The sequence below is a fragment of the Thioclava pacifica DSM 10166 genome, assembly GCF_000714535.1.
GTDB classification, from domain to species: Bacteria; Pseudomonadota; Alphaproteobacteria; order Rhodobacterales; family Rhodobacteraceae; genus Thioclava; species Thioclava pacifica.
This window is the reverse complement of record NZ_AUND01000041.1, coordinates 17,321-30,179: the sequence shown is the minus strand read 5'-3', so window position 1 is coordinate 30,179 and position 12,859 is coordinate 17,321. Positions and strand designations below refer to the sequence as shown.

The 12,859-nt window shown below is 64.0% G+C and carries 10 protein-coding genes and 1 tRNA gene; 10 read left to right on the top strand and 1 reads right to left on the bottom strand.

Annotated elements, in window-relative coordinates:
• Window positions 1-255 precede the first annotated feature (255 nt).
• From TP2_RS16835 to TP2_RS16800, 8 genes are all read left to right on the top strand, one after another.
• Window positions 256-831, top strand: a complete 576-nt coding sequence (locus tag TP2_RS16835) for an NADPH-dependent F420 reductase (RefSeq protein ID WP_038079913.1) — start codon at window positions 256-258, stop codon at window positions 829-831.
• 24 nt (window positions 832-855) lie between these two features.
• A complete protein-coding gene (locus TP2_RS16830) occupies window positions 856-1,278 on the top strand; it encodes a DoxX family protein (protein ID WP_038079911.1) in 423 nt (140 codons plus the stop codon).
• 64 nt (window positions 1,279-1,342) lie between these two features.
• Window positions 1,343-2,167, top strand: a complete 825-nt coding sequence (gene ygiD, locus TP2_RS16825) for a 4,5-DOPA-extradiol-dioxygenase (protein ID WP_038079910.1) — start codon at window positions 1,343-1,345, stop codon at window positions 2,165-2,167.
• A 12-nt stretch (window positions 2,168-2,179) separates the two neighbouring features.
• Complete coding sequence (locus TP2_RS16820; protein ID WP_038079909.1) at window positions 2,180-3,136, top strand: glutathione S-transferase family protein; 957 nt, start codon at window positions 2,180-2,182, stop codon at window positions 3,134-3,136.
• Window positions 3,137-3,564: 428 nt separating this feature from the next.
• Window positions 3,565-5,328: a sigma-54-dependent Fis family transcriptional regulator gene (locus TP2_RS16815; RefSeq protein ID WP_038079907.1), complete on the top strand. Its 1,764-nt coding sequence runs from the start codon at window positions 3,565-3,567 to the stop codon at window positions 5,326-5,328.
• A gap of 141 nt (window positions 5,329-5,469) precedes the next feature.
• Entirely contained in the window at window positions 5,470-7,269 is a 1,800-nt protein-coding gene (locus TP2_RS16810; protein WP_038079902.1) for an NAD(P)/FAD-dependent oxidoreductase, read from the top strand.
• A 69-nt stretch (window positions 7,270-7,338) separates the two neighbouring features.
• Window positions 7,339-8,391 (top strand): 2,3-butanediol dehydrogenase, encoded by a 1,053-nt coding sequence (locus tag TP2_RS16805; protein ID WP_038079901.1) that lies wholly within the window; start codon window positions 7,339-7,341, stop codon window positions 8,389-8,391.
• Window positions 8,392-8,853: 462 nt separating this feature from the next.
• Complete coding sequence (locus TP2_RS16800) at window positions 8,854-9,792, top strand: DMT family transporter (RefSeq protein WP_051692816.1); 939 nt, start codon at window positions 8,854-8,856, stop codon at window positions 9,790-9,792.
• A 495-nt stretch (window positions 9,793-10,287) separates the two neighbouring features.
• On the opposite strand, the gene TP2_RS16795 is transcribed toward TP2_RS16800, so the two are convergent.
• Window positions 10,288-10,361: transfer RNA gene (locus tag TP2_RS16795), tRNA-Cys, on the bottom strand.
• Window positions 10,362-10,569: 208 nt separating this feature from the next.
• Between TP2_RS16795 and TP2_RS16790 the strand changes: the two genes are divergently transcribed.
• Window positions 10,570-11,220 (top strand): protein-L-isoaspartate O-methyltransferase family protein, encoded by a 651-nt coding sequence (locus TP2_RS16790; protein WP_038079900.1) that lies wholly within the window; start codon window positions 10,570-10,572, stop codon window positions 11,218-11,220.
• A 132-nt stretch (window positions 11,221-11,352) separates the two neighbouring features.
• A complete protein-coding gene (locus TP2_RS16785) occupies window positions 11,353-12,732 on the top strand; it encodes a TolC family outer membrane protein (protein ID WP_038079899.1) in 1,380 nt (459 codons plus the stop codon).
• Window positions 12,733-12,859 lie beyond the last annotated feature (127 nt).

Sequence of the window (12,859 nt, the reverse complement as noted above, 5' to 3'; positions counted from 1 at the left end):
TTGAGGGCGGGGGCCCGTGCGAGAATTTTCTCGCCCGCGGGATACGGCCGAGCGTGCGCGTGGTGCGCCGAAGCAGCGGCACGCCAAATCACCGTTTCAGTTCGGCGACGAAATCCATGCGGCGCGCCTTATTGAGAATGATTTGTTGTTAGTCATTCCACAACTTCGCCATTTTGTGGAAAGTATGCGACGGCTAAGTTCTTTCCAGATCAATGACGGCGGTCGCAACGGACCGCCCAGCGAGAGGAAAGACCCATGAAGATTGCAGTTATCGGAAATGGAAACATCGGTTCCGGTCTTGCTGGCGTTCTGCGGAGCGCCGGGCACGAGGTCATCCTGGCCGGTCGTTCGGACGACATCGGCGCGGCGGTGGGTGCGGCCGAGGTGACGATCCTCGCGACGCCCTATGGCGCCGCGGGCGACATCGCCGGTCAGGCGGATTTCACCGGCAAGGTGGTGGTCGACGTGTCGAACCCCGTCACCGAGGATTTCTCGGGGCTTCAGGTCGGACATGACAGCTCGGCCGCCGAGGAAATCGCCAAGCTCCTGCCCGGGGCCTCGGTGGTGAAGGCCTTCAACACGATCTTCGCCCAGCACTACACGACCGGCCTGAAGATCGCTGGCAAACCGCTTCAGACCTTCGTCGCCTCGGATGACGCGGCGGCCAAGGAAACGGTCCTGCGCCTCGCCGCCGATCTCGGGCTCGACCCGGTCGACGCCGGCCCGCTGAAAAACGCGCGCTACCTTGAGCCCCTGGGCTTCCTCAACATCCAGTTCGGCTACGTGCTGGGCAAAGGCACCGAAATCGCGCCGCAGCTGATGGCTGCGTGACACCCCGCTGACAGGAGAGATCACATGACCCAGTATAGCAACACCGACTACGCGGCCTCGGCCCTGCGCATCGCCAGCGGCGTCCTGTTCATCGCGCATGGCCTGATGAAGGTCTTCGTCTTCACCATCCCCGGCACCGTCGGCTTCTTCGAAAGCCTCGGGCTGCCCGCCATCGTCGCCTACCTGACCATTCTGGCCGAGTTGGGCGGCGGTGTGGCGCTGATCCTTGGCGTCGGTACCCGGCTGGTGTCGCTGCCGCTGATCGCGGTGCTCTTGGGTGCCACCTGGGCCCATGCGGGCAATGGCTGGACGTTCTCGAACGCCGGCGGCGGCTGGGAATTCCCGCTGTTCTGGGCGCTGGTCCAGACCACCATCGCAGTGATGGGGCGCGGTGCCATCGCGCTGCGGCTTCCGGTTCTCGACAAAACCTTCGGCCAGTTCGCCTGACCCTTCCGACACAGCAGACCGCCCGGCCCGACCGGGCGGCTCCCCCTTTTCCGGAGTATCCGTGATGAGCCTCGCACATTCCCTCAGAAACCTGCGCGACAGCCTGAGCCCGAGCGCCCGCATGCCGCTCGTCTTCCTCGGTCACGGCAGCCCGATGAACGCGATCGAAGACACTTCCTTCAGCCGCGCCTGGTCGGATCTCGGCCGCGCGCTGCCCCGGCCCGCTGCGATCCTGGTGGTCTCGGCACATTGGATGACACGCGGGACGACACTGGTCGACGTTTCGGCGATGCCACGCACGATCCACGATTTCTACGGCTTTCCCCAGCAGCTTTACCAGCAAAGCTACCCCGCCCATGGCGCGCCGGACCTGGCGCGCGAGGTGGTGACGCTACTCGCGAGCCATCATGCCGCGGAGGACGAGAGCTGGGGCCTCGACCACGGTGCCTGGAGCGTGCTCAACTTCCTCTATCCCGAGGCCGATGTGCCGGTGTTCCAGATCTCGATCGACATGTCGAAGGGGCTGGAATGGCAGCTCGAGGTCGGCCAGGCGCTGGCCGAGCTGCGCGACCGCGGCGTCCTGATCCTCGGGTCGGGCAACGTGGTGCATAACCTGCGGGCGATGCGGCCGGGCGGCCGGCCGCAGGATTTCGCGCTGGAATTCGACGGGCTGTTCACCGATCGACTGAGCAACAGGGACTTCGCCGCGCTGGCCGACCGCGAAAAGCTGGGTGCACTCTTGCGCATGGCGCACCCGACGGTGGACCACTATCTGCCTGCACTGACCATCGCCGGGGCCTCGGACGAACGCGACGCGTTGACCTTCATGACCGATACCATCGACCTTGGGTCCGTCTCGATGCGCTCTTTCGTGTTCCATGGCGCATAAGGAGGAAGAGTGATGCTGATCGACGGGAAATGGAAAAGTAACTGGCAACCGGTGCAGAAGGCCGATGCCGAAGGGCGCTTCATTCGTCAGGTGTCAGAGTTCCGCAACTGGATCACCCCGGATGGGCGCCCGGGGCCGACCGGCGAGGGCGGATTTGCCGCAGAACCGGGGCGTTACCGGCTCTATGTCGCGCTGATCTGTCCCTGGGCTTCCCGGACGCTGATTGCGCGCAAGCTCAAGGGGCTGGACGCGATGATCCCGGTGAGCGTGGTGAACCCGCAGTTGAGCGACGAGGGCTGGCGTTTCGGCGGCGCTCCCGGTGCCGATGAGGACCCGCTCTTCGGCGCCAGCTACATGCACGAGATCTATACCCGCGCCGATCCGCATTACACAGGTCGCGCCACCGTCCCCGTTCTGTGGGACATGAAGCGCGACGTCATGGTGAACAATGAAAGCGCCGACATCGTGCGGATGTTCGACACCGCCTTTGAGGGCCTCGTGCCGTCGGATCATCGGCTCTATCCGGCCGATCTTGCCGACCAGATCGACGCCCTCAACCCGCGGCTCTACCACATGCTCAACAACGGCGTGTATCGTGCCGGGTTCGCAAGCTCGCAGGGGGCCTATGACGAGGCCGTCGGCGAGGTCTTCGACATGCTCGACGAGCTCGAGACGCGGCTGGAGGGTGATTTCCTGTTCGGCGACCGGCTCACCGAAACCGATATCCGCGCCTTCGTCACCCTGATCCGCTTCGACGCCGCCTATTACGGGCTGTTCAAGACCAACCGGCGGCAGATCAAGGACTACCCACGCCTCTCTGCCTATATGGCGCGCATCCTGCGGCTGCCGGGCATCCGGGAGACGGTGAACATGCATCACATCACCCGCGGCTACTATTCGATCAAGGCGCTCAACCCCACGGGCATCGTGCCCACTGGTCCGGCCCATATCGCCGAACTGCTGGGCTGACAGGGGTCTGAAGCCTCCGCTGGAATTGCAGCAAGACGCCTTTGCACAGTTTCAGAGGAGGTGACGCCGAACTCGCATCAAGCGAGCGCCAGGAAGCTCGCGGCCCGGGGCATCTGTTCCTTGCCGCCGAGATCACGGGTGCGTCTTCAGGCTCGACACCGAGGTCGCGGGAGGTGCTGACTGTCTTGGCATGCCCGAGCAGGACCTGAACGGCACGCAGGTTGCGGGGTTTGCGATAGATACGGCTGCGCGCGACAGCTGAGAAAGCGTCGACTTCAGACAGGGGACGGGCCTTTCTGGCACTTGATGCGAATGACCGGTTTAGGCTGGGAGTGGCGCGAGCCATGTCGCTCCGGTTCCTACGACCAATTTCCACTCCGGCCGCGGGCGCCACCTGTGCTAGCCTCCTCTTCGGGAGGCGACGCGCGATGACAGATGCACGGCATGTCGAAGAGATCGGACGGGTTCTGGAGGGCAGCCAAACAGGGCGGGACAGCTTCGTCTCGGCTTCATGGCGGCGCTGTGTCGAGCTTTACGGGATGGACCCGACGCGCGCGGACCCGGCCCATATCGTGACAGAGGCCGAACTGCGCGATCACCGAAAGCAGGCGGAATGGATGATTGCGGCGGCGCGTTCTGGTCTGCAATCGTTATTTCGGCAGGTCGCCGGGCAGAATTACGTGTTGCTGCTGACCGATGCGAAAGGCGTTTGCGTCGATTTCTTCGGTGACGATCTCTTTACCGAGGATCTGCGCAGCGCGGGGCTCTATCTTGGATCGAACTGGTCCGAGGAACTCGCAGGCACCTGCGGTGTTGGCGCCTGCATCGTGACACAAGAGCCCGTCACTGTTCACCAGGACGACCACTTCGGGAACGCTCACACCGTGTTGTCCTGCACCGCCGCGCCGATCTTTGACAGTCTCGGACAGCTCGCTGCGGTGCTCGATATTTCGCTTCTGCGCTCACCGACCCCCAAGACGAGCCAGAACCTGGCGATGAGCTTGGTGAGCACGGCCGCGCGCCGGGTCGAGATGGCCAATCTGATGGCCGAGAGCCCGCGCGACTGGGTGCTGCGCCTGTCTTCGAGCCCCGAATTCCTCGATGTCGATCCCGAAGCCGCGGTGCGGCTGGACGGCGCGGGGCGTGTGTTGGGCTATACGCGGGCCGCGCGCCGTTTGTTCCCGGATACTGGCCCGGTGCTTGGACGGCGCATCGACGAGGTGCTGAGCGTGAGCGTCGATGATCTGCCCGATCTGATGCGAGACCGCCCCACCGAAGAACGTGTGATCGAGATGCGCGACGGCGGAGCGCTGTTCGGCCATGCGATCGCGCCGAAAGCGCCGCGCCTGACCCGTGCGGGCCGGGGCGATGCCCTGCAGCGGGGCGGTGGACCGCTGGCAGGTCTCACCGGCGGCGACCCGCAGATGGCGCGGCTCGTGGATCAGGCCGAAAGGCTTGCGCCGGGAACGGTGCCACTGCTGATCACCGGCGAGACCGGCACCGGCAAGACGCGGCTCGCCCGCGCGATCCATATGGCCAGCAAGGCACAGGGCTTCATCAACCTCGAATGCGCGGGGCTGACGCCGGAGCGGCTGGCGCAAGACTGTCTCGACGCGGCGGGACCGACCACGCTTGTCCTGCGCCGGATCGAGGAGTTGAACGAGCAAACTGCCATTGCGCTTGGCGGGCTGCTCGATCGCCGCCCCGATCTGCGCACGCTGGCGACGACTTGCCTCGACCCTGCGCGCATCGTCTGTCCGCGGCCGCTGTTTCACCGGCTCGCGGGGTGCGTTCTGAACGTGCCGCCGCTTCGGATGCGGCGCGATCTCGACTGGCTGATGACGCGGCATCTGCGCCGGCATGCCGCCGACGAGATTCGTCTGTCTCCCTCGGCGCGGGCCGAGTTGCAGGGCCGCCTCTGGCCCGGCAATATCCGTGAACTCGAACAGGTGCTCGATGTGGCAGCTGCGCTCTGTGTGGGGGCGGTGATCGATCTGCACGATCTGCCGAGCCCGATCGAGCCTGACACCTGCTCGGAGGACGCGTACGATTCGGACGATCCCTGGGGCGCGCTCGAACAGGTTTTGGAGGCCTGCGAGTGGAACATGTCGCGCGCGGCGCGGCGTTTCGGGGTCAACCGCTCGACCATCCTGCGCCGTATTCGCAAGGCCGGGTTGCGCCCGCCCCATTGAGCCGTTGCGCATCTGTTGCGCGCGCAACATGCCGCACTGCGGCGGGCATTTTTCAGGCTGACATCCCCGCGAGGACCGTAGATCGGGCCGCCATCGGGTGCCGATACTCCTTCTAGAGATACGCGCAGAGGAGGAGACGCGATGCTTGATACAACTGTAACCACCCAGACCCAGGATATGCTCGACAGCCTGAACGATGCGCTGGCGAGCGGCGACATTGACCGTGCGGCGAACCTGTTTGCCACCGACAGCTATTGGCGCGACCTCGTCGCAGTCAGCTGGAACCTGAAGACGGTCGAGGGACCCGAGGGCGTGGCCGACCTGCTGCGCAGCCAGCTCGATCACACACGACCCGGCAAGTTCGAGATTCAAACGGGCGAGATCCCCGCCGAGGAGGGCGGCGTGATCACCGCATGGGTCACCTTCGAGACGAAGACCGGGCGGGGCTGGGGCCTGATGCGGATCCGCGACGGGCGCATCTGGACGCTTCTGACCGCGCTTCAGGAACTCAAAGGGTTCGAAGAAAACCGCGGCACCCGCCGTCCGATGGGCGCCGAACACGGGGCGCGCAAGAACCGCAGTTCGTGGAAGGAGCGCCGCGAGGCCGAAGAAGCGGATCTGGGCTACGGCACGCAACCCTATGTCGTGATCGTCGGCGGCGGACAGGGCGGGATCGCGCTCGGTGCGCGACTGCGTCAGCTCGGCGTGCCCGCGATCGTGCTGGACAAGCATGACCGCCCCGGCGACCAATGGCGCTCGCGCTACAAGTCGCTCTGCCTGCACGACCCGATCTGGTACGACCACCTGCCCTACATCAAGTTCCCCGACAACTGGCCGGTCTTCACGCCCAAGGACAAGGTCGGCGACTGGCTCGAGATGTATACGAAGGTCATGGAGATCAATTACTGGACGCGGTCCGAGGTGACCCATGCCAGCTATGACGAGGCGTCCGGCAAGTGGACCGTCGAGGTCAATCGCGACGGCGAAAAGGTGACGCTGGAGCCCACGCAACTCGTGCTGGCCACCGGCATGTCGGGCAAGCCGAACATGCCGAATTTCCCCGGGATGGAGACCTTCAAGGGCACGATTCAGCACAGCTCGCAGCATGACGGACCGGATAATTGGGCGGGCAAGAAAGTGGTCGTTATCGGTTCGAACAACTCGGCCCATGACATCTGCGCTGCCCTCTGGGAAGGCGACGCGGATGTCACGATGGTGCAGCGTTCCTCGACCCATATCGTGCGCTCGGACAGCCTGATGGAGATCGGCCTCGGCGCGCTTTATTCCGAGGAAGCGGTTGCCAATGGCGTGACCACCGAGAAGGCGGACATGATCTTTGCCTCGCTACCCTACAAGATCATGCACGAGTTCCAGATCCCGCTGTATGACCAGATGCGCGAACGCGATGCGGAGTTCTACAAGGGGCTGGAACAGGCGGGCTTCGATCTGGACTGGGGCGATGACGGCTCGGGCCTGTTCATGAAATACCTGCGCCGCGGCTCGGGCTATTACATCGACGTGGGCGCGAGCCAGCTGATCATCGACGGCGAGGTCAAGCTCGCCAAGGGTCAGGTCGACCACTTCGAGGCAGACGCCGTGGTGCTGTCGGACGGCACGCGCCTGCCCGCCGATCTGGTGGTCTTTGCCACGGGCTATGGCTCGATGAACGGCTGGGCGGCGGATCTGATCTCTCAGGAGGTCGCGGACAAGGTCGGCAAGGTCTGGGGGCTCGGCTCGGATACCACGAAAGACCCCGGCCCGTGGGAAGGCGAGCAGCGCAACATGTGGAAGCCCACGCAGCAGGAGCACCTGTGGTTCATGGGCGGGAACCTGCACCAGTCTCGTCACTACTCGCTCTATCTCGCGCTGCAGCTGAAGGCGCGTATGGAGGGGCTGGAGACCCCGGTCTACGGGCTGCAGGAAGTCCATCACCTCTCGTGATCGCGCTTTGCATCCGAACGCCCCGGCCCGCGCGGCCGGGGCGCTTTCCGAACATCAAAGGAGACAGCCATGAAAGCCGCACGCTGGCACGGAGTGAAGGATATCCGCGTCGAGGACATCGACACCCCCGAACCCGGCCCCGGAGAGGTTGCGATCAAGGTCGCCTGGACCGGGATCTGCGGGTCCGACCTGCACGAATACCTCGCCGGTCCGATCTTCGTGCCCGTCGAACAGGATCACCCGCTGAGCCATGACAAGGCGCCGATCACGATGGGCCATGAATATTGCGGGACGGTCGCGCGACTGGGCGACGGCGTGAGCGGACTTGCCATCGGAGACCGCGTCGCGATCGAGCCGATCTTCGCCTGCGGGAGCTGCCCGGCCTGCCATGAAGGCAAATACAACCTCTGTGACAGTCTCGGCTTCGTCGGCCTCTCGGGTGGGCATGGCGGGTTCGCCGCAACCTCGGTGGTGCCCGCGCGGATGGTGCACAAGATGCCCGATGATCTGTCGATGGAGCAGGGTGCGCTGGTCGAACCCGCGGCCGTGGCGCTCCATGCCGTGCGCATGTCCACGCTCAAGGCAGGGGACATGGCGGCGGTCTTCGGTGCGGGGCCGATCGGTCTTCTGGTGGTCGAGGCGCTGCGCGTGGCCGGGGCTGCGCAGATTCATGTGGTCAAACCCTCGCCCGAGCGACGCGCGAAGGCGCTCGAACTGGGCGCGACTTCGGTGATCGACCCGATGGCCAATGATCCCGTGACCGCGATCCGCGCCGCCACCGGCGGCGTGCATGTCGCTTTCGAGGTGACAGGCGTTCCGCGCGTTCTGCCGCAATGCATCGACAGCACCCGACACGAAGGTCAGACGCTGATCGTCTCGATCTGGGAGGGCGATGCCAGCTTCAACCCGAACACTGCGGTGCTCAAAGAACGCCAGCTTCAAGGCACGATTGCCTATCGCAACGTCTATCCGGCGGTGATGGAGCTGATGGTTCAGGGCTATTTCAGCGCCGAGAAACTGGTGACCAAGCGGATCTCTCTCGACGAGATTGTCGACCAAGGCTTCGATGCGCTCGTCGCCGAGAAGTCGCAGGTCAAAATCCTCGTGAAAGCCCCGGATTGACCCTAGGGCCAGACCCTCCCGCGATACCTGCATCGCGAGAGGGTCTGGCCAGCATCGGAGTCTGGGCGCGCGCGAGCGCCGTGCCTTTGCCCGGAATTCGCACCCACTCGCCGTTGCAAGACCTTGGGACTTTGAGCCAAGGGCACGATCCATCCGAAGACGGTCTTATACCTCGGCCGGTGTCGCGGTCACGCTTCCTGCTCGGCCAGAACCAAGGCCCTCTCGGGCAGTGGCGCATGCTGTGTGGAGGGGACACACCTGGAAATCCTTTTACAGACGTCCACAAGGCGTGCTGGCTTTCCAAGCCGGCTTTCGCGGCGTTCCAGGCCGAGGCCCGCAACGGGCCGGAAGCGGCGAGACGCCGCCCTGCACGTTTCGGGGCTCCTTGATGCTTCAGCGAAGCTTGGAATGAAGCCAGCGGACCGGTAAGGCTTGGGCACGTCCTCGCCGCTGGAATGGAAAATGACAAGCAACCCCAGGTTCGGTATCTTCCTTGCCCTTTTCGGGGCGCTGGCGATCTCGCCTGACACGCTGCTGATGCGGTGGTCGGAGATGACCGGCCCACAGATGATGGCTTGGCGTGGGCTCCTGATGGGCTCGGCGATGCTGCTGGCCTGGCTGATTTTCCGGCGACAGCAACTGCACAAAGACCTGCGCGTCACTGTCTGTTGGGCGGGGCTCGTCGTCCTGCTTTGTCAAGCTTGCAACGCGTCGCTTTTCGCATTCGGCATCGCGGTTGCGCCGGTCTCGGTTGTTTTGTTCAGCGTGGCGACCGTGCCGATCTTTGCTGCACTGTTGTCTTGGATGTTTCTGGGCGAACGGGCGCATTGGACGACTTGGGTCACGACCGCAGTCGTATTGTTCGGGATCGGCATTGCAGTTTTCGGGACAGATCCCGCGCAGACCTCCGGTAGTCCGCTGCTGGGCGCCGCAATCGGTCTGGGCGTCGCGATCTGTCTGGCGCTCAGCTTCGTCACCATCCGAGCCAATGCGGATTTGCCGATCCTTTTATTGGTCGGCGCTGGGGCGACACTGGCGGGTCTCGCAGGTCTTGCCTGGACGGGAACGAGCGCGATGACTGAAGGACACGTTTGGGCAATCGCCCTCGCTGGCGGGCTGGTGCTCCCAGTGTCGTTCTTCTCGCTCTCGCTTTCATCCCGCTACACGCATCCATCGAATGTGAGCCTGCTGTTGCTTCTCGAAACCGTGCTTGGCCCGATCTGGATTTGGGTCGGAACCGGCGTGGCCCCGACGCCTTCCATGCTGGTTGGCGGAGCGATCGTCATTGTCAGTCTCGCTCTTTATCTTTGGCATGCTGGACGCCGTCAGGTTCGGGCGCGCCGAGCCGATCTAATGACGCCGCATCGTCGCCTCGACGCAGCCGACGAATTTTCAGCCTAGGCCCAAGGCTCATATCCCGAACCTTCCGGTTGCGGCGAGAGCGACGGTGGAGGGGGAGAGTTTCGGGCGCCTGAGGGGGGGGCGAGATCGTCGATGCAATCCTGCGACTGTTCCGGATGCCACCGGGAATGGTCGAAATTGAACGCGTGCCCCCGAAACGTGTAGGGGGCTGCCGGATGATCGCAGAAGGAACAAAGCCCGCGTGGAGCATCTGCGGCACAGACCTCCGTCACGCATGGTCTGCGCAAGAACGCGACCATCGAGCGCCCTCTTGCGGGTTGCACAGAGGAGATAGTGAAGCCCGTCACGGGCCACTCAGGGGTGGCGACGCTTGAGAAGCGTTGAGAAATGATCCGCCAGCGAACGCTGGCAATGAAAGCTCGAGCCGCTCGGAATCGGATGGAACAGGGCGGGACGAAAACGTGAAAGTTTCAGCACCGGTTTCAGCACTCGAATGCCAAGGGACGTGCGCATGGCATAAGGGCTTGAAAACGTTGGAGGCGAGTACCGGAATCGAACCGGTGTACACGGATTTGCAATCCGCTGCGTCACCACTCCGCCAACTCGCCATCCGTGGTGTTGGCGTCAGATACGGTATCGGGGGCGGGCGCGCAAGAGGGGAGTTGCGGGGCAGGCATCGCCCGGATTTCCGTCTGTGCGTTCCGGAAGAGGCTCTTGATCGGCGCGGGGGCGGGCTAAGTTGCAGGGCGTTCTTGCCCCTTAGGGGCAGTTGTGGCAAAACCGCGCGCAAGGGTTTCACACCGAAGAGTTCACGACATGCAAGATTTCGCCACGCGCCGTACCATGATGGTCGACACGCAGGTCCGCCCCAACGACGTGACCAAATTCCCGATCATTGCGGCGATGCTGCATGTGCCGCGCGAGGATTTCGTGCCGGCCACGAAGCGCGAAGCGGCCTATATTGGCGAGAATGTCGAGCTGGCGCCGGGCCGTGTCGTGCTCGAGCCGCGCAACTTTGCGAAGATGCTCGACGGCCTCGACATCCAGCCCGATGACCTCGTGCTCGATATCGGCGTGGGGCTTGGCTATTCGGCGGCGGTGATCGCGCAGATGGCCGAGGCGGTCGTGGCGCTTGAAGAGGAAGATTTTGCCGGACAGGCCGAAGCCGCGCTGGCGCAGGCGGGGGCGGATAACGTTGCCGTCGTTTCCGGGACGCTGGCCGAAGGTGCCGCCAAGCACGGTCCCTATGATGCGATCATCCTCGAAGGCGGGGTTGAGGCCGTGCCGCAGGCGATCGCCGATCAGCTTAAGGAAGGTGGCCGGATCGCGGCGATCTTCATGGAGGGTGTGCTCGGCACCGCGCGGATCGGCTACAAGATCGACGGCGTGATCAACTGGCGCGACATGTTCAATGGCACCGCGCCACTGCTGCCCGGCTTTGCCGTGCAGCGCGAATTCGTGCTGTGAAGGGCACATCCATCCGGCTACACATAATGCCGCAATTGAAACTGCGGGCATTGACTGTAACAATCGAAAAATCCCGGGCCCCGCGCCGGTCTCCTTTGGCGTGCGCGGCGATACAGGAATGAGGGCAGAGGCATGTTGCGCAAGACTTTGAAATTGACCGTTCTGGCCGCGGTGACGGCGATGGCGCCCTATGCGGTGAGCGCCGAGACGCTGGCTGACGCGCTGGTCTCGGCCTACAAGAATTCGAACCTTCTCGAACAGAACCGCGCCGCGCTGCGGGCCGCCGACGAAGATGTCGCCCAGGCGGTCGCGAGTTTGCGGCCGGTCCTGCAATGGACCACCGATTACACCGTTCAGCATACCAACAAATCGAGCATCACCGGCAATCCGGCGACGAGCCGCGCGGCGACGTCGACGCTTGGCGCTTCGATGACGCTGTTCGATTTCGGTCGCACCAAGATCAATGTCGAAATGAAGAAAGAGACCGTGCTGGCCACCCGCGAGGCGCTGCGCTCGGTCGAGCAAAGCGTGCTGCTTTCCGCAATCCAGGCTTACTCGGATGTGAAATCGGCCTCCGAGCAGGTTGCGATCAACCAGAACTCGGTGCGCGTGTTGGGTGAGGAACTGAAGGCTTCGAACGACCGTTTCGAGGTTGGGGAAGTGACCAAGACCGACGTGTCGCTCGCACAGGCGCAGCTTGCGTCGGCACGCGCTTCGCTCGCTTCGGCCCAGGGCAACCTGCGCGCGGCACGCGAGGCCTACAAAGCCGCGACGGGTCATTATCCGGGAACGCTTGCAGCCTTCCCGAAAACTCCGGCGCTGCCGAAGTCTCTCGATGCGGCCCGTGATATCGCGCTTCGCAACCATCCGAGCGTGAAGCAGCTTCAGCACACGGTCTCCGTCTACGATCTCGCGGTGACCTATGCGAAGGCGAACCGCATGCCGACGCTCTCGGGAACGGTCGGGCTCGTTCAAGGCGAGATGGGAACCACCTCGCGTTCGGCCTCGATCGAGATGAGCCAGACCCTCTATTCCGGCGGCGCGTTGCTGTCCGCACAGCGCAAGGCAATCGCGAATGACCAGTCTGCGCGCGCGCAGCTCAGCCAGGCGGGCGTGACGATCTCGCAGGGCGTCGCGAATGCCTGGGCGGCCATCGATATCGCGCAGGCGCAGATCTCGGCCTATGACCAGCAGATTCAGGCCGCGCGCACCGCCTATCAGGGTGTGAAGGAAGAGGCGCTTCTGGGCGCGCGCACCACCCTCGATGTGCTTTCGGCCGAGCAGGATCTGCTCGACGCGCAGGCGGGCCGGATCGACGCGGCGGCCACGCTTCAGGTAGCATATTATCAACTTCTGTCCGCTATGGGTCTTCTGACGGTGGACAACCTGAAGCTTGGGATCCCGACCTATGATCCGGCGGCCTATTACAATTCGGTGCGCAATGCGCCCCTTACGCTCAGCCCGCAGGGCAAGCGGCTCGACCGCGTGCTCAAGGCGATGGGTGAGAACTGATCGCATCGCGCGATCGGGGCAGGCATTTGCGCCTGCCCCGGCGCCGCTTCGCTTCGGCGCGCAACTTTCCTCTGAAATCAACGTGATCCCGAGGGATCAGATGACTGGACAGGCGGGCAAGCTCGCA